Origin of the sequence: Sphingopyxis bauzanensis, assembly GCF_002205675.1 — a bacterium.
In the GTDB taxonomy this organism is placed as follows: domain Bacteria; phylum Pseudomonadota; class Alphaproteobacteria; order Sphingomonadales; family Sphingomonadaceae; genus Sphingopyxis; species Sphingopyxis bauzanensis.
This window is the reverse complement of sequence record NZ_NISK01000001.1, coordinates 783,035-800,143: the sequence shown is the minus strand read 5'-3', so window position 1 is coordinate 800,143 and position 17,109 is coordinate 783,035. Positions and strand designations below refer to the sequence as shown.

Annotated in this window: 14 protein-coding genes, 1 tRNA gene and 1 pseudogene; all 16 read left to right on the top strand. The window is 65.2% G+C overall.

Translation table 11 applies throughout. The features are described from left to right. The first annotated feature begins 29 nt into the window (after positions 1-29). The 16 genes and pseudogenes from CDQ92_RS03985 (at position 30) to CDQ92_RS03905 (ending at position 17,029) form a co-directional block, all read left to right on the top strand. Positions 30-104: transfer RNA gene (locus CDQ92_RS03985), tRNA-Gly, on the top strand. Positions 105-394: 290 nt separating this feature from the next. Continuing rightward, entirely contained in the window at positions 395-1,588 is a 1,194-nt protein-coding gene (locus tag CDQ92_RS03980; RefSeq protein ID WP_088440064.1) for a DUF932 domain-containing protein, read from the top strand. 120 nt (positions 1,589-1,708) lie between these two features. Further along, complete coding sequence (locus CDQ92_RS03975) at positions 1,709-3,802, top strand: ParB/RepB/Spo0J family partition protein (protein ID WP_088440063.1); 2,094 nt, start codon at positions 1,709-1,711, stop codon at positions 3,800-3,802. Between the two features lie 190 nt (positions 3,803-3,992). Further along, positions 3,993-5,024 (top strand): DUF7146 domain-containing protein, encoded by a 1,032-nt coding sequence (locus tag CDQ92_RS03970; protein WP_088440062.1) that lies wholly within the window; start codon positions 3,993-3,995, stop codon positions 5,022-5,024. Between the two features lie 311 nt (positions 5,025-5,335). Continuing rightward, complete coding sequence (locus CDQ92_RS03965) at positions 5,336-6,268, top strand: DUF2493 domain-containing protein (RefSeq protein WP_088440061.1); 933 nt, start codon at positions 5,336-5,338, stop codon at positions 6,266-6,268. Positions 6,269-6,499: 231 nt separating this feature from the next. After that, positions 6,500-7,099: pseudogene (locus CDQ92_RS21940) on the top strand (autoinducer binding domain-containing protein); the annotation flags it as partial. 97 nt (positions 7,100-7,196) lie between these two features. Beyond that, complete coding sequence (locus CDQ92_RS03950) at positions 7,197-7,412, top strand: hypothetical protein (RefSeq protein ID WP_188682404.1); 216 nt, start codon at positions 7,197-7,199, stop codon at positions 7,410-7,412. Positions 7,413-7,416: 4 nt separating this feature from the next. Then, complete coding sequence (gene trbF / locus CDQ92_RS03945) at positions 7,417-8,100, top strand: conjugal transfer protein TrbF (RefSeq protein ID WP_088440059.1); 684 nt, start codon at positions 7,417-7,419, stop codon at positions 8,098-8,100. Further along, complete coding sequence (trbG, locus tag CDQ92_RS03940; protein WP_088440058.1) at positions 8,097-8,951, top strand: P-type conjugative transfer protein TrbG; 855 nt, start codon at positions 8,097-8,099, stop codon at positions 8,949-8,951. The genes trbF and trbG overlap by 4 nt, the downstream gene beginning before the upstream one ends. Next, entirely contained in the window at positions 8,948-10,177 is a 1,230-nt protein-coding gene (locus CDQ92_RS03935) for a TraB/TrbI/VirB10 family type IV secretion system protein (protein WP_088440057.1), read from the top strand. The genes trbG and CDQ92_RS03935 overlap by 4 nt, the downstream gene beginning before the upstream one ends. Beyond that, positions 10,174-10,395 (top strand): DUF2274 domain-containing protein, encoded by a 222-nt coding sequence (locus CDQ92_RS03930; RefSeq protein ID WP_088440056.1) that lies wholly within the window; start codon positions 10,174-10,176, stop codon positions 10,393-10,395. Before CDQ92_RS03935 ends, CDQ92_RS03930 begins: the two co-directional genes overlap by 4 nt. 132 nt (positions 10,396-10,527) lie before the next feature. After that, entirely contained in the window at positions 10,528-10,926 is a 399-nt protein-coding gene (locus CDQ92_RS03925) for a DUF3703 domain-containing protein (RefSeq protein WP_229667478.1), read from the top strand. 44 nt (positions 10,927-10,970) lie between these two features. Then, a complete protein-coding gene (locus CDQ92_RS03920) occupies positions 10,971-11,306 on the top strand; it encodes a hypothetical protein (RefSeq protein ID WP_088440055.1) in 336 nt (111 codons plus the stop codon). 55 nt (positions 11,307-11,361) lie between these two features. Beyond that, positions 11,362-12,570: a TolC family protein gene (locus CDQ92_RS03915; protein WP_088440054.1), complete on the top strand. Its 1,209-nt coding sequence runs from the start codon at positions 11,362-11,364 to the stop codon at positions 12,568-12,570. A gap of 12 nt (positions 12,571-12,582) precedes the next feature. Continuing rightward, entirely contained in the window at positions 12,583-13,752 is a 1,170-nt protein-coding gene (locus CDQ92_RS03910) for an efflux RND transporter periplasmic adaptor subunit (protein ID WP_088440053.1), read from the top strand. Position 13,753: 1 nt separating this feature from the next. Next, entirely contained in the window at positions 13,754-17,029 is a 3,276-nt protein-coding gene (locus CDQ92_RS03905; RefSeq protein WP_088440052.1) for an efflux RND transporter permease subunit, read from the top strand. The last annotated feature ends 80 nt before the right edge of the window (positions 17,030-17,109 follow it).

Sequence of the window (17,109 nt, the reverse complement as noted above, 5' to 3'; positions counted from 1 at the left end):
GCTGGAACCGACCGGTTTCAGCCGCCAGAGCGGGCGTAGCTCAGGGGTAGAGCACAACCTTGCCAAGGTTGGGGTCGAGGGTTCGAATCCCTTCGCCCGCTCCAGTTTTCCTTAGAAAATCAGCCACTTAGTGCCGCGCGGTCAGCGCGTTTTGTGGTGACACGGGCAATGACCCACCGCATTGTCTCCACAATGTCTCCAAAAAATATCGCAGATACGGATAGGCGCGGCAGCTTTCGCGTGGCCAGTCTGTCTCGCGCGCGGCATGCGCCGCGCCAGTCCGAGGGCCCGGCGCGCTCCGCCCGCTGGCCCATAGAGTGAGAGGGGAACGGGGAAACCCGTGACGGGCAAGGGCTTGGAGAGAGGCTCCGGGCGCTCGTCGCGGAGATTTGCCATGACCCACCCTATCCAAGCGGCGACCGCCGATCACGCGCCGGGCTACAAGGTCGATATCTCGCGCGGTCAGCGCATTGGCCGCGTTTCATCCGAATGGTTCTCGCGCCCCGAGGACGAGCGCTACCTTTCCTTGAACGAGCTTTTTGACGCGGTCCGCGCGCGTGCCGAGGCCGCAACGGCCCGGACAGTCGAGACGCGCGCGATCCGCGTCGAGGCCGCCACCGACAATCCGGAGCGGCTCACCCTCCTGCTTCCTGACCGCGACGCGCCTGTGGCGCCGACCCATTGGTCCTTCGGCCAGCTCTGCAGCCTTGTGGGCGCACCTACGGGCTATTTGCGCCAGCTGCCTGCGGCCCTGGCGGGGATCAACATGCAGCACGGGCTGCTCGCGCATCGCGGCGAGTTGGTGAAAACCCTGGAGACTGGCGACGGCCGCACCGAACTGCGTGCCGTCACCGGCCCGGATTATGGGCGCATCTGGGACCATGAGCTGGTGTCGGCGGTTATGAAGATCGCGGGCAATGGAACGGGCGACACGCGCTGGAAAGTGCCGGGCATGCTCGACTGGTCGACGATGCGGCACAATCCATTGGTGGAGGTCACAAAGGACACGACGACGCTTTATGCGAGCGACCGCGATGTGTTTCTCTTTCTCGTCGACGATATGAACCCGATCGAGGCGGGTCGACTGCCCGACGGGGATCCCGATCTCTTCTTTCGCGGCTTCTATTGCTGGAACAGCGAAGTCGGATCGAAAACGCTCGGCATGGCGACCTTCTACCTCCGAGCTGTTTGCATGAACCGGAATATCTGGGGCGCGGAAGGCTTCGAGGAAATCAGCATCCGCCACAGCAAGTTCGCCGCTGGACGATTCGCGCAGGAGGCTGCGCCAGCGCTTGAGCGGTTCGCTGCGTCTTCGGCGGGTTCCTTCCTGAATGGCATCAAGGCCGCGCGAGCCGCCATCGTCGCGCGCGACGGCGACGAACGGCAGAACTTCCTGCGCAAGCGCGGATTCTCGAAAAGCGAGACCGACAAGATCATCGCCACTGTCCTCCAGGAAGAAGGGCATCCGCCAACTTCAATCTTCGACTTCGTGCAAGGCATCAATGCCGTGGCGCGCGATCGGCCGCACCAGGACGCGCGGCTGGAACTTGAAGGAAAGGGGGCAAAACTACTCGCTCTTGTGCGCTAATCTGCAGTCGCCTTTTCGTCCGGCGTGGCCCGCTTCCTCAGAGGAAGAGGGCTGCGCCGGAGCCATGGCGGGTTGAAAGCCGGGAGAGAGTCTCGCGGCGGCCCGTCATGGAGACGAGTCATGACAAAACATGCGAAGATCACGCTCAGTGGCGCGCGGGACATCCCGTTCAGTGCCCTCATGCTGAGCCAGGCCAATGTGCGGCGCGTCAAGGCGGGTGTGTCGATCGACGGCCTTGCGGCCGACATCGAACGGCGCGGCCTGCTCCAGAGCCTGACGGTTCGGGCGCAGCGCGACGAAGAAGGCAACGAGACGGGGCGCTTCGAAGTCCCTGCCGGCGGGCGCCGCTTTCGGGCGCTGCAACAGCTCGTGAAGCAGCGTCGCATGGCCAAGACGGAGCCGGTGCCCTGCATCGTGCGCGACGATGACGCCGTGTCAGCTGAGGAAGATTCGCTGGCCGAGAATGTCCATCGCGAGCCGCTACACCCGCTAGACCAGTTTCGCGCCATGCAGAAGCTCGTCGAACAGGGCAGCGACATCGAAACCCTGGCAGCGACCTTCATGGTCACGTCGGCGGTCGTGAAGCAGCGGCTCAAGCTCGCGGATGTGTCGCCGAAGCTGCACGATATCTACGCCGAAGACGGCATGACCCTTGATCAGTTGATGGCCTTCTCGGTCGCGAGCGATCATGCGAGGCAGGAACAGGTCTGGGACATGCTCCAGACGAGCCACAACCAGCAGCCCTGGTTCATTCGCGCCCGGCTCACCGAGGACAAGGTGCGCGCATCGGACAAGCGGGTGCGGTTCGTGACGCTCGAAGCTTATCTCGCGGCGGGAGGGCCTGTGCTTCGCGATCTTTTCGAAAGCGATGACGGCGGCTGGCTCGAAGATGTCGCGTTGCTCGATCGGCTGCAAACCGAGAAACTCGAGACCGAGGTCGCCGCGATCGCCGCGGAGGGATGGAAGTGGGTCGAGGCCGCCGTCGACTTCCCTTACGGGCACACCTTCGGCCTCCGTCCACTCGATGGCGAGGAGTCTGCTTCCAGCGAGGAAGACGAGGCGCGGCTCGAAGCGCTTCGAGAAGAAGCCGACCGGCTGGAAGACCAATGGGCTGGCGAGGACGACATCCCCGATGAAGTCGCGGCCCGTATCCAGGCGATCGACGAAGAGATCGCGCCGCTTGTGTCGAGGCCGCTCACCTACGATGCCGCCGAGGTTGCCATTGCTGGCGCATTCGTCAGCATCGATGTGGACGGGTCGCTTCACGTCGAACGCGGTTTCGTTCGGCCCGAGGATGAGCCTGTCGAGGTGGCGGAGGATGCCGACGCTGAGACGGACATGAGCGCTAGCGGCGGGGATCGGATCGGCGAGATCGCGGCGAACGACAATGTTGTTTCGGCCGAGGAAAGCCCCGATGAGGAGGATCCCGACGACCTCCTTCGTCCGCTGCCGGACAGCCTCGTTACGGATCTGACGGCCCACCGCACGCTAGCTCTTCGCGATGCTGTGGCCTCGAGCCCTATGGTCGCTTTCGCCGCCATCTTGCACACGCTGGTTCTCGAGGCCTTTTACACCTACGCGACGTCGGGGAGCTGTCTGGGCATCGCAATGCGCGCCAACCGGCTAATCGGCTGTGGGACCGGTCTCAACGATACCGTGTCGGCGAAGTCGATCCAGGCCCGTCATGAATGCTGGTCGGCTCGGCTACCCGATGACTCCGGCGACCTATGGGCGGCGCTGGCGACGTTCGATGCCGACGAGCAAGCCGCGATCTTCGCCCATTGCGTGTCGTTCGGCATCGATGCGGTTTGGGAGCCGGCGACCCGTTATAATGAAGGCCGGGTCTCCGCGCGTGCAGTCGCGAACCGCATCGAGCATTCGCATATCCTCGCACGAGCGGCGAACCTCGACATGGTGGCGGCCGGCTGGACGGCGACCGTGGCCAATTATTTCGGCCGCGTGACCAAACCGCAAATCCTCGCGGCGGTCGAAGAAGCCTGCGGTACGGACGTTGCGGTCCGTCTCGGCGGCATGAAGAAGCCGGAGATGGCGAGCGCTGCCGAGGAGCTCGTGCAGGGCAAGGGCTGGCTTGCCAAGCCGCTCCGCACGCCCGAGCCTGTTGCGGTTGAGGATCCGGAGCCGGCGAATGACGACGAGGCGAACCATGACGAAGATCAAGACGGCGATGCGATCGACGCCGTGGCTGCCGAATAGGAACCTTCCGTGACCACCTTCCGGGAAGTTCGGCCTCGCGCCGGACTTCCCTTTTTTCTGCCCCGGCCTTGAAACTTCAGGTCTCGCGACGAACATCTGATGCTCGTCACCGGCAGGGGCTGCTGGGACGGCCCGCATATGTCGCTCCAAGGAGAGCCGACGCGCGGGCCGCGATGCAAAGGAGCCCCGCATGTCCAGTTCCACTGCCGATATCTCTCGTCGTCTCGGCGAAAATGCCGAAGCCGTTTGCCGCCGCTACCTCGGCAACGGCCGGCGCGAGGGTCATTATTGGATGGTCGGCAATATCCACAACGAGCGCGGCCGCAGCCTCTATGTGCGGCTCCCATCCCATCACGACGGAGCGCTATCGGCGGGCAAATGGACCGATGCGGAGAGCGGGGACCATGGCGACCTCCTCGACATCATCGCTGCGAGTTGCGGACACGCCAGCTTTCGCGAAACGCTCAAAGAGGCACGGCGCTTCCTGAGCCTGCCCATGGAACCGCCTGCAACGATAAACCCCGCGCCACGCAAGCATCCGGCTGGAACGCCCCAAGCCGCCCTGCGCCTCTGGGCCGGCTCGAAACCTCTCGTCGGCAGTCTCGGTCAAGCTTACTTCCTTGGCCGACGCATCCTGAACGGTGCCAGCGCCGACTCGCTTCGATTTCACCCGAACTGCTATTATCGCGCCTCCGAGGACGATGCCGCGGATTGCCGGCCCGCCTGGCCCGCGATCATCGCGGCCGTCACCGATGACGTCGGCGAAATCACCGGGGTCCATCGTACCTGGCTCGATCCCGCAGGCGGAAAGGCGCCTGTTGCCTATCCGCGCCGCGCCATGGGGAACCTGCTTGGTCATGGCGTCCGGTTCGGACGGGCTGGTCCCGTGATGGTCTTTGGCGAGGGCTTGGAAACATTGCTGTCCGTCCGCGATATCCTGCCCGCATTGCCGATGATCGCCGGCCTGTCGGCAGCACATCTCGCGGCGATCGCTTTTCCTGACGGACTGAGGCGACTCTACGTTGCGCGTGATGATGATGAAGCTGGTCGACTTGCCTTCGAAACGATTGCCGATCGCGCAAGCAGCGCAGACATCGAGCTCCATCCTCTTGATCCCGAGTTGGGGGACTTCAATGCCGATCTGACCACATTGGGTCACGAGCGGCTCGGAAGGGCAATCAAGGGCCAACTTTGTCGGACCGACCGGTTCGAGCATTTCTGAAGATCTTCGTGCCGCCGGAACGGCAGGGCATCGGCAGGCAGCATCGGCTATCCGTGCGCGAATGGGCCGCGCCCCGGCCTTCTTAAGAGGGCGACTGCGGCAGGCGCCCCGGGCGCCGCAATGGCAACCGCGCGGCTATTTTCCGCCGGGACCCTTGGTCCCTTTGCATCGCGAAACAAAATAGCCTTCGGCCGCCATCCTCCGCTGCCGCTCCGGCCTCGGCGCTCGCGCGCCGTGGTGCGGGCCCGGCCCGCCTGCCGCTCTTGCCGCCGTGAAGGCCGCGAGAGCGCGGCGCAACGCGGAGACCTCAGATGACCGATGCGAACGACAGCTTTGATGAATGCCCCCTCGAGACGGGGCCGACCCATCTGCTTCTTCAGGAGGTGCAGCTCTTTGGATATCGTCCTTTCGAAGACGAGCCCGATCCTCGCCCATTGCCCGATGCGCGACTTGCCGCCGGTGCGATCGCCGACATGTTCGATGCGCTTGCCGGATGCCTGCAAGATACCCGCATCGAGCCCGATCTCGACGACCTCCTCTGGAATCTCGTCAATATTTTCCATCGCGCTGGCAGCAATGCCGACCGGAAGCTCGATGACAATGAGCAGCTGCAACGCCGCTTGCAGCGCGAACAGGATGGCAGCGAAATCCGCTCGGTCGAGCTGGAAAGGGCGATCCGCGAGGGCATTTCGCTCATCGAGCGGCGGGACGCGATGGAATTTTTCCGCGAAGCCGCTTCCGACCATTATCGCGCATTATTGCGAAAGGCCTGGACGCCTCGCACCGGCTCGCGGGCCAATCAAAAGGCGCTGACGGCCACCTTGATCGATAGCCGCGACTTTCTCGACGCCCGCCTTCGGCAGAAAGCGGCGTCACTCTTACCCGAGGGCACGCGCATCGCCTTCACTGGCGGCGCGGATGCGGATCACCGTGCGGTCTGGGACAGTCTCGACCGGGCGCGAAATCGACATCCCGACATGATCCTGCTGCATGGCGCGACGCCGACGGGCGCCGAGCGCGCAGCGGCATGCTGGGCCGAAAGCCGGGGCGTGGTTCAGGTCGCCTTTCGGCCCGACTGGAACCACCACGGAAAGGCGGCGCCGTTCAAGCGGAACGACCGGATGCTCGACGCGCTGCCAGTGGGGGTCATCATCTTTCCTGGAACCGGCATTCAGGACAATTTCGCCGACAAGGCGCGCAAGATGGGAATTCCGACCTGGGATTTTCGGAACAGATCGAGCTGAAGCCGCGCTGCGAGCCGCTTTGAGAATTAGCCTCAATCTGGTTCTATCTCTCGAATATAGTAGGAATATATGAGCTTAGCCGCCATTTTCAGATTCTCCCAAGATCGCCTGGACCAGCGGCGGTCACGCCGTCGGCGGCCGGCCTTGTAAGAGGGCGGGGCTTGCCGGCCCTTACGAGGGGCACGCGGATCGGCTGGTTCGGAAACGGCGGTCGGCGCGCCATGGTTCGTAATGCCGACGATCGACGCCGCCCACGCCTTCGAGCTTGAATTCGCGCGTGCAAAGACCCGAGCCGAGCTTGCCGATCTGCTTTATGAGGCCTGCGCCTTCATGGGCTGCGCCTGGTTCGCGCTCAGTCACCATCTGGATTTTCTCGCCGCGCCCGAGAAGGGTGTGCGTATTCACAACTATCCGGAGGAATGGGCCTATTGGTTCGATCAGAACCGACTGGGGCCATCGGATCCGGTGCACCGGGCGAGCCAGCGCAGCAGGGCCGGCTTTCTCTGGCACGATATGCGTCGCTACGACGCGCCGCGCCCGGGCGACGAGACCATCCTCGCTGAAGCCGAGCGCCATGGCATCGGCGACGGGCTAACGGTGCCGGCGCATATTCCGGGTGATGCCCATGGCTCGGTTTCCTTTGCATGGCGGCCGGGGTGTGCTGCCGAACCGGATGCGCTGCAATTTGCCCGCATGATCGGCGGCGCCGCCTTCGAAGCGGCAGACAGCATCGCCAATCCCGACCGCATGCATATTGGTCCGCGCCTGACGAACCGGCAGCGGCAATGTCTCATCCGGGCCGCCCAAGGCAATCCGATTTGGCGGATCGGACGCCATCTCGAACTCTCGCCTGACACCGTGCGCGAGCATCTGCGCAACGCCCGGCAGCGCTATGGCGGCCAGCGGCGCTGCTGCCCCGGTTCGCAGCATGGCCGAGCGCATCCGGGCGAACTTCGCGGCTGGCCGCGATGGGCCAGCGGGCGGCGCCGCGCCCGCGCGCGGCGCGGATGGACCCCCGCCCTGGGCCGCCGCGATGCGGCGGCGCCAGACGATGACGCAGGGCGCGACCATCGGCGCCCAGACCCTGAAGGGCGGCGACAGCCATGGCGCCGGATCGGCGCCCAACATCAGCGAAAAGGACTGATCCCATGTTCAAAAGACCCTCCAATCATTATGGCCGCGCGCCCGAGCCAGTCACACCCTATCAGCGCGCGCAACAGGTCTGGGACGACCGGATCGGATCGGCGCGCGTCCAAGCCCGCAGCTGGCGCTTCGCTTTCTTCGGCGCGCTCCTCATTTCGGGCGGGCTGGCCGGCGGGCTCGTCTGGCAGGCCGCGCGCGGCACAATCACGCCTTGGGTCGTCGAGGTGGACAAGCTTGGCGCCGCGCGTGCCGTCGCGCCTGCCGACGGCGACTATCGGCCGACCGATCCGCAGATCGCCTTCCACCTCGCCCGCTTCATCGAGCATGTCCGCTCGATCCCCGCCGATCCGGTCGTGCTCCGCGCCGGCTGGCTCAGCGCTTATGATTTCGCGAGCGCCACCGGGGCGCAGGCGCTCAATGACTATGCTCGGACCAACGATCCCTTCGCCGAGGTCGGCAAGTTTCAGGTCGCGGTCGACGTCTCGAGCGTCATTCGCGCCTCGAAGGACAGTTTCCGCATCGCCTGGACCGAGCGCCGCTATCAGGACGGAAGCCTGATCGAGCGCTCGCGCTGGTCGGCGATCGTCACCGTCACGCTCCAGCCGCCGCGCACCCCCGACGCGATCACGAAAAATCCGCTCGGGCTTTTTGTCACCGCCATCAACTGGTCGAAGGAACTCAGCCAATGACGACGCCACATTCCCTCCCGATTGCGCTCGGGGCCGCCCTTGCCTTGCTCGCCGTGCCCGCCGCGGCAAGCAATCCGGCCGATCCCCGCCAGCGCGTCGGTCGCGCCAACGCCGAGGCACGGGTCCAGCCCGACCGCCAAGGCTATCGAAATGCTATCCAGCAATATGCCTGGTCCGAAGGCGCGCTCTTTCAGGTCTATGCCGCGCCCGGGCAGGTCACCGAGATCGTCTTGCAGGAAGGCGAACAGCTCGTCGGTCCGGGTCCCGTCGCGTCGGGCGACACGGTGCGCTGGATCATCGGCGACACGGTGAGCGGTGCAGGCACACGGCGCCGCGTCCATATTCTCGTGAAGCCAACCCGCTCGGACATCATGACCAACATGATCATCAACACCGACCGGCGTACCTATCATGTCGAACTGCGCGCGACCGCCGCATCCTATATGGCGTCGGTCTCCTGGACCTATCCCGCCGACGAGCTCATCGCCTTGCAAGTCGCCGAGGCCGAGGCGGCGCGCGCCGCGCCCGTGGCCGGGGCGATCGATCTCGCGGCGCTCAATTTCCGCTACCGGATTGCGGGCGACAAGGTCGCTTGGCGCCCGGTCCGCGCGTTCGACGACACGCGCCAGCTCTTCATCGAGTTCGGAGCGGATATCGCCACGGGCGACATGCCGCCGCTGTTCGTCATCGGCGGCAGCGGCGAAGCCGAACTCGTCAACTACCGGGTGCAGGGGCGCTATATGATCGTCGACCGCCTGTTCGAGCGCGGCGAACTTCGCTTGGGGGCCGGGAAACAGGCGCGGACCGTCCGGATCGAGCGCGAGACGCCGCGCCCCCGGGGCCGGTCATGACCGAGCGCGAGGACCAGGCCGTGCCGCCAGCCGAGGAGCCGGGCGATGAAAATCGCGCCGCGCAGCCGCCAGCCGTCGACGCCTTCCGTCTGCGCGGGGAACCGCCGCGGGTCATGCGCCTGTCGCGCAAGACGCTGGCGAGCATCGGTGCGGCTGGGGGAATCGCGATCGGCGGCGCCTTGCTCTGGGCGCTGCAACCCTCGGCACCCAAGACGGCCGATAATCTCTATTCGGCCGATACGGCGAACCGCGCCGAGGTCGTGACCGGCGCGCCCGCCGATTATGGCAAAGTGCCGAAACTGGGACCGCCGCTTCCCGGCGACCTCGGGCGGCCGATCGTGGCGGCGCAGCGCGATGGCGAAATCGTCCCGGTGCCGCCGATGGGCAGTTCGCCAGCTGGCGCGCGCTCACCGACCGACGACGCGCGCGACCGGGCGCGGCAGGAGCGCGAAGCCGCCACCACCAGTCGTCTTTTCCTTGGCGGAAGGTCCGCGGGTGAAGGCATGGCCGAGACGCTGCGCGGATCGATCGAGCCTGCCGTGGCCGCACCGGCGCCGGTAGCCGGTGAGCGGAGTCCGGACGCGGCACGCCGCGCCTTTCTCGAAGGCGGCGCCGGCAAACCGAACGAAAGTCCCGAACGCATTGGCAGACCCAGCTCGCCCTACATTCTCCAGAGCGGGAGCGTCATCCCGGCTGCGCTGATCACCGGCATCCGCTCCGATCTTCCCGGGCAGGTCACCGCGCAGGTGACGCAAAATGTCTATGACAGCCCAACCGGTCGCACCTTGCTCATTCCGCAGGGCGCACGGCTCGTCGGCAACTATGACAGCGAGATCGCTGCGGGGCAGGAACGGGTGCTGCTTGCTTGGGACCGGCTGATTCTGCCCGGCGGCCGGTCGATCCGGCTCGATCGCCAGCCCGGCGCCGATGCGCGCGGCATGGCGGGGCTCGCCGATCGCACCGACCATCATTGGGGATCGACGCTGCGCGCAGCGCTGATCTCGACCTTGCTCGGCGTCGGTGCCGAGCTTGGTTCGGACGGCGATGACGCACTCATAAGGGCGCTTCGCGACGGGTCGCAGGATACGATCAACCAGTCGGGCCGGCGGCTCGTCGAGCGCCAGATGAACATACCGCCGACTATCACAATCCGTCCCGGCTTTGCGCTGCGCGTCATCGTGACGCGCGATCTGATCCTCGATCCCGAGGGCGGAACCGCGCCATGAGCAAGCTCAGGCTCGGCCCGATCGCTGACGATAAGCCCGTGAAGTTATCGGTCGAACTGCCCGGCGCTCTTCACCGCGAGCTGCTCGCCTATGCCGAAGTCCATGCGAAGGCCACTGGCCTCCCCGAGCCTCTGCCGCCTGAAAAAATCGCGGTGCCGATGATCGAACGCTTCATGGCGACCGATCGGGCCTTCGCGTCTGAGCGGCGGCGGCGCTGACGGGGAGCTTCACCCCGGCCAAGACAGGGGGCTGCAAACCGATGAGCCGAATTTGCTCTCGGCGGGCTTGACCCTGTAGCCGCTACAGGGTGTATCTGTGCGTCCGACTCGAGACAGCGCGAGAGGAAAACAGTGCCCGACCATCGCTTCGCCTCCGACGCCGTTCAACCGGCCGACGCCGGATTGGACATCATGCGCTCGGCCATTGCGGTGGAAATGCGATCCTATCGGCACGCGCGCGATATCCGCGATTGGTCTGCGGCATGGCATCACCTCGGGCGCGCTCACATCATTGCCCAGTCGATATTCCGTCTGCATCTCGTCTCGCATGCCGCGATGCTGACGTTCGCTATTTCTCGGCGCGACGTCCGCGAAATCATCGGTCAGTTGCTGCGCATTGCCCTCGTTCCGCTTGGCGCGCTGACCGGTCGCCTCCCGACCGGCAATACCGGCCGCGCTCGCATCAGCGCCTTCGCACCAATGCCGGTGCCCGAGGATTTGCTGCCTTATCTGCGGCTGGATCGGCCGTGACCGGCGACTTGCCTGTATCTCGCCGGGCTGCTAACCGGCGGACGATGCGAAATCGCGCGATCCAGTTCCTGTTGCTCATAGTGGCGCTTATGGCTTGCCCGGATACGCCGGTCATGGCCTATGACGCCGCGCCGATTGGCATCGACGCGCATCAGCATGGGTTTGCGGAGGTCGCCGAAGACGCGGCCCCCGACGACAGCAGCCCTACGAGTGGGGGCGCCGAACTGGTGCACCATCATCACTGCCCCGCGGGATTGGCCGTCGACGCGTCCGACGCGAACGGCAGCTGGTTGCCGAACCGTGACATTCATCTCGCTCGCACGGCCGCGGTGCTCGCTTCGCGCGCGACCGCCCCCCCCACCGAACCTCCCGCCGCCTGATCACTGCTTCGCGCAGGCTTTCGCCTGCGTCGTCACGCATTGATCAGGAGTATTTATGTCGAAATCATTGGGCACCCTGCTGTTTGCAGGGATGCTGACCATGGCAAGCCAGCCGGCGTTCGCCGAACCTGTCTCGCTGTCCGACGCGCTCGCGCGCGGTCAGGATGTCTCCCCTCGAATTGCCAAAGCGAAAGCCGAACTGAAGGCGGCCGAAGGTCGCGCCATGCAGGCGGGCGTACGGCCGAACCCCACCATATCCGCCGAAGTCGAGAATTTTAGCGGCACCGGACCCTATCGAACCTTTGGCCAGACAGAGACCACAGTCGCGGTGTCGCAGCCGTTCGAGCTCGGCGGCAAGAGGCGCGCCCGCAAAGAGGTCGCGGCGGCCGAGCGGGACTTTGCGCAAATCGCGCTCCGCAAGGCCGAGGCCGACCTAGCATATGACATCATCGTGTCGCACGCCGAATTGCGCGCGGCCGAGGATCGCGCGAAGCTCGCCGACAGCGTCTATGCCAGGGCGGTCGAACTCGCGCGGATCGCCGAGACGCTGGTCGACGTCGGACGCGATCCGCCGCTGACCAAGTTGCGCGCCGACGCGCTGCTCGCCGAGGCGAAGGCCGAAAGCCTGCGCGCAAAATCGGAGCTTTTGTCGGCGCGGCAGGAACTGGCGTTGCGCATCGGCAGCGAGGATCCCGAGCTGTCGGCCATCGCTCAGGATATTCCGACGCCGCCCGCCTTGCCGGCCGAGGCCCAGAGCCTCGACGAACGTCTCGCGGCAGCAGAGCGCGATGCGGCTTCGGCGCGGGTGCGCCTGGCTCAGGCCGAGGGCGTTCCCGACATCACGGCGTCGGGGGGTGTCCGAAACTTCCGCGAAAGCAAGGATACCGCGTTCATCGTCGGCGTATCGATCCCGCTTCCGGTCTTCAACCGCAATCGCGGCAATATCTATGCAGCGCGCGCGAGCGGCGAAGCCGCCGAAGCCCAGCTTGCCCAGACGCGTCTCGATACCCGCTTCTCGCGGCGCGACGCCGAGCTGATGCTCTCGGCCGCCACAGAGCGTGTGACGGCCTTGTCGGGCGCCGGACTGTTCCAGGCGAGTGAAGCGGCCCGGGTTGCCGAAATCGGATACCAGCAGGGCAAATTCACGCTCATCGAGCTGATCGATGCCCAGGAGGCGCTGACCAGCGCCAATCTCAAACTCATTGAAGCCGAACTCGACCGCGCCCGCGCCTTGGCTGCGCTGGGCCGCGCGAACGCGCAATAGGGGACTCACAACATGCAAATCTTCGAAAATAAAAATCGCCTGATGGCCGCTGTGGCGGTCGGGGCACTCGTGCTCGGCGGCGGCGGCATCCTGATCGGCCGGTCGATGACCGCACCCGTCGCAGCACCTGCTGCGGCGCCTGCCGAGGAAGAAGAGGAAGGCCATGTCGAAGGCCAGATCCTGATGGACGAGGCGCGCGCCAAGGGCGCGGGCATCGTCACCGAGACGATCCAAGCCGGCGGCCTCGGCTCGGAAATCCTCGCGCAGGGCGTCGTCGCGTCGACCCCCGAAGGCGAGGCCGTGCTGACGGCGCGCGCCGACGGCGCGATTACCCGCATAAACCGCCGTCTCGGCGACGAGGTTCGTGCCGGCGAGGCGGTCGCGGTGATGGAAAGCCGCGACGCGGCGGCGATCGCATCCGAGCGCAGCTCGGCGACGGCGCGACTTGCGCTTGCGCGCTCGACCTATGCCCGCGAAAAGAAGCTATTCGATGCGCGGATTACGGCGAAGCAGGATCTCGAGGCCGCCGCGGCGGCGCTCGCAGAGGCCGAGTCCGAAGCACGGCGGTCGCAATCGGCTGCCGCCGCCGCCAAGGTATCGGGCGACGGCCGCACGCTGGCGGTGACGAGCCTGATTTCTGGACGGGTCACCAAGTCGGACGCGAAACTCGGGTCCTATGTGCTTGCGGGCACCGAATTGTTCCGGGTCTCCGATCCCCGCCGCATCCAGATCAACGCCTCGGTGCTCGCCGCAGATGCGCGGCGGATCAGCCCGGGCGATACCGCGGTCATCGAACTGCTGGGCGGCGAGACCGTGAATGCGGTGGTTCGGTCGGCAACCCCGAGCCTCGACGCGGAAAGCAAGACGGCGACGATTGTCCTCGTCCCCGATGGCATCGGCGGCCTGACGCCCGGCCAGGGGTTGCGTGCGCGGATCAAGCCGCGCGACGCTGCCGGGTCGAGCCTGATCGCGCTGCCGGAGGAAGCGGTGCAGACCGTCGAAGGCCGCGAGGTCGTTTTCGTCAAGACCGCCAAAGGCTTCCAGGCCATGACGGTGGTTACCGGCAAGCGCGGCGGCGGCCGTATCGAGATTGTCGACGGGGTGAAACCGGGCGCGGTCATCGCGACCAAGGGTGCTTTCCTGCTCAAAGCCGAAATCGGCAAGGGCGAGGCGGAGCATTGAGATGATCGAAAAACTTCTCGACGCGTCGATACGCTTTCGCTGGGGTGTGGTCATCCTCACCCTCATCATATCCGCTTATGGCCTTACCCAGCTCCTGAAGCTGCCGATCGATGCCGTCCCCGACATCACCAACAAGCAGGTACAGATCAATACGGTCGAGCCCAATCTCGGGCCACTCGACATCGAACGGCTGGTAACCTTTCCAGTCGAAACCGCGATGGCGGGAATCCCCGGTCTGGAAAGTTCGCGCTCGATCTCGCGCAACGGGTTCAGCCAGGTCACGGTGATCTTCGAAGATCACACCGACCTGTATTTCGCCCGCCAGCAGGTGGCCGAGCGGCTCAACCAAGCGAAGGGCACGCTGCCTGACGGCGCCGAACCGCAAATGGGTCCGGTTTCGACCGGGCTCGGCGAGGTGCTGATGTACACCGTCGATTTCGACCGCACGGCCAAAACGCCCAAGATCGCGGGAAAGCCAGGACCTCAGCCCGACGGATCCTATATTACGCCCACGGGCGAAGTCCTGACCGACGAGGTGGCCAAGCTCGGTTACCTGCGGACGGTGCAAGACTGGGTGATCCGCCCGCAACTGCGCTCGGTATCCGGCGTTGCCGGCATTGACTCGATCGGTGGCTATGAAAAGCAGTTCGTCGTCCAGCCCGATGCGACAAAATTGGCAACCTACGGCATCAGCTTTTCCGAGCTCGCTGAATCTCTCGAACGCGCCAACATCTCGGTCGGCGCCAACTTCGTCGAACGCGGCGGGGAGGCTTTTCTCGTGCGCGCCGATGGCCGCATCCGCACGCTCGACGAGATCGGTCGCGCCACCGTTGCAAGCCGCGGCGGGGTTCCCGTCATGGTTCGTGACGTTGCGACCGTGCAGATCGGCGGCGAATTGCGGACCGGGTCGGCATCGGAAAATGGCAAGGAGCTGGTTGTCGGCACGGTCTTGATGCTGGCGAACGGCAACAGCCGGATCGTGGCATCGGCCGCAGCCGAACGCTTGAAAGACGTCACGAAATCCATGCCCGCGGGCATCGTCGTCAAACCCGTGCTCGATCGCTCGCAGCTCGTCGACGCGACGATCGGCACCGTCGAGAAGAACCTCGCCGAAGGCGCCTTGCTTGTCGCGGCGGTTTTGTTCTGGCTGCTCGGCAACTTCCGTGCGGCGGTGATCGCCACGCTTGTCATCCCGATCTCGTTCCTGATCATGGGGACGGGCATGAACATCACCGGCACGTCGGGCAATTTGATGAGCCTCGGCGCGCTAGACTTCGGCCTCATCGTCGACGGCTCGATCATCATCATCGAAAACTGCCTCAGGCGACTGGCTGAGAGGCAACATCATGAAGGGCGATTGCTCTCGCTGAGCGAACGTCTGCACGAGGTATTCGAAGCCTCGCGCGAAATGGTGAAGCCGACGATCTACGGGCAGGCGATCATCTTCCTCGTGTTCGTGCCTTTGCTCACCTTCACCGGCGTCGAGGGCAAGACCTTCTCGCCGATGGCGATCACGGTATTGCTGGCTCTGGCCGGTGCGTTCATTGCATCGCTGACCTTCGTCCCCGCGATGGTCGCACTGCTTCTTCGCGGCAAGGTCGCCGAGAAGGAAGTGCGCGCGATCGCTTGGGTGAAGACCCGCTATGAGCCCGTGCTCAAGCGCGTCATCGCGCGCCCCTGGCCGTGGATCGGTGCCGGTGGCGGTACTTTTGCCGCGGCCATATTGGTGTTCGGCATGCTCGGCAGCGAGTTCATCCCGGTGCTGGGCGAAGGCAATCTCGCGATGCAGGCGCTTCGTATCCCGTCGACATCCTTGAACAAGTCGCAGGCGATGCAGCTACAGGTCGAGAAGGCCGTATCGACTCTCCCCGAAGTCGCCTTCATCTACTCGAAGACGGGTACGGCCGAGGTCGCCAGCGATCCGATGCCGCCAAACGCGTCGGATACCTTCATCATCCTGAAGCCAAAGGACGCATGGCCTGATGGCGTCAGCACCAAGGATGATGTGATCGCGCGGGTCGAGAAGAAGCTTGAACCGCTCGTTGGCAATGCGTTCGAGATCAGCCAGCCTATCCAGCTCAGGTTCAACGAGCTGATTGCCGGCGTGCGCGGCGACATCGCGATCAAGCTCTACGGCGACGATCTCGACGAAATGGGCCGCGCTGCGCAGCAGGTGGCAGCGATCCTGAACACCGTTCCGGGCGCCGCCGACGTCAAGGTCGAACAGACCGCGGGCTTCCCCGTGCTCGACGTTCAGTTCGACCGCGATGCCATCGCGCGGTACGGCCTGACCTTGCAGGACGTCAGCGATACGGTCGCCGCCGCACTTGGCGGACGCGAGGCCGGGATCGTGTTCGAAGGCGACCGGCGTTATGACATCGTCGTCCGTCTCGACCGCGCCACGCGTGACGATCTCGACGCGGTAGGGGCGCTTCCTGTGCTCCTTCCCGGCGAGGGCGGATCGCGGGCATCGGTGCCGCTCAGCGAACTCGCCAAGTTCGGCTTCTCCGAAGGGTTGAACCAGGTCAGCCGTGAAAACGGCAAGCGGCGCGTCGTGGTGCAAGCCAATGTCCGCGGCAATGACTTGGGCTCCTTCGTCGCCGAGGCGCAGGAGAAGGTGAATGCGCAGGTCAAGCTTCCTACAGGGAGCTTTATCGAATGGGGCGGGCAGTTCGAGAATCTGCAAGCCGCATCGGCGCGGCTGTCGATCGTCATCCCGATCATCTTCGCGGCGATATTCGGCATCCTGTTCATGGCATTGGGCGGTGTGCGCCAGGCGATCGCGGTCTATTCCGCAATCCCTCTCGCGCTGGCTGGCGGCGTCTTCTCGCTCCTGCTGACCGGGCTGCCCTTCTCGGTATCGGCGGCCGTGGGCTTCATCGTGCTTTCGGGCGTGACGGTGCTCAATGGGCTGGTCGTGATGTCGAGCATCAACCAGCGCATCGACGAAGGCAAACCTGTCGATGTCGCGATCGGCGAGGGCGTCATGGAACGCGTCCGCGCGGTGCTGATGACGGGCATCGTGCCCGCGATCGGCTTCGTACCGATGGCCCTTGCGACCGGGACCGGCGCCGAAGTGCAGAAGCCGCTCGCAATCGTCGTCATCGGCGGGCTGATCACTTCGACCTTGCTGACCTTGTTCGTCCTGCCCGCGATCAGCCATCTGCTGCTTCGCGGCCGGCACAACAAGCATGTTGCCGGCGACTACACCGACGTCACCGCGCTCGGAGAACGGGTCTTCCTGCCCGGTGACGATACGGGCGGCAAACCGGCATGAGCGAGCATCAAGCTCCTCATGCCACGCAGGACGAAACCGATGGCGGCTCACCGCCGCCATCGGCTTTCCCGGGAGGCAGG

Coding starts and splice junctions, on each gene's coding strand:
- CDQ92_RS03950 (WP_188682404.1), top strand. CDS start 7,197: ATGGCCGAGCGCATCCGGGCGAACTTCGCGGCTGGCCGCGATGGGCCA.
- CDQ92_RS03975 (WP_088440063.1), top strand. CDS start 1,709: ATGACAAAACATGCGAAGATCACGCTCAGTGGCGCGCGGGACATCCCG.
- trbG (WP_088440058.1), top strand. CDS start 8,097: ATGACGACGCCACATTCCCTCCCGATTGCGCTCGGGGCCGCCCTTGCC.
- CDQ92_RS03920 (WP_088440055.1), top strand. CDS start 10,971: ATGCGAAATCGCGCGATCCAGTTCCTGTTGCTCATAGTGGCGCTTATG.
- trbF (WP_088440059.1), top strand. CDS start 7,417: ATGTTCAAAAGACCCTCCAATCATTATGGCCGCGCGCCCGAGCCAGTC.
- CDQ92_RS03930 (WP_088440056.1), top strand. CDS start 10,174: ATGAGCAAGCTCAGGCTCGGCCCGATCGCTGACGATAAGCCCGTGAAG.
- CDQ92_RS03910 (WP_088440053.1), top strand. CDS start 12,583: ATGCAAATCTTCGAAAATAAAAATCGCCTGATGGCCGCTGTGGCGGTC.
- CDQ92_RS03905 (WP_088440052.1), top strand. CDS start 13,754: ATGATCGAAAAACTTCTCGACGCGTCGATACGCTTTCGCTGGGGTGTG.
- CDQ92_RS03970 (WP_088440062.1), top strand. CDS start 3,993: ATGTCCAGTTCCACTGCCGATATCTCTCGTCGTCTCGGCGAAAATGCC.
- CDQ92_RS03935 (WP_088440057.1), top strand. CDS start 8,948: ATGACCGAGCGCGAGGACCAGGCCGTGCCGCCAGCCGAGGAGCCGGGC.
- CDQ92_RS03980 (WP_088440064.1), top strand. CDS start 395: ATGACCCACCCTATCCAAGCGGCGACCGCCGATCACGCGCCGGGCTAC.
- CDQ92_RS03965 (WP_088440061.1), top strand. CDS start 5,336: ATGACCGATGCGAACGACAGCTTTGATGAATGCCCCCTCGAGACGGGG.
- CDQ92_RS03915 (WP_088440054.1), top strand. CDS start 11,362: ATGTCGAAATCATTGGGCACCCTGCTGTTTGCAGGGATGCTGACCATG.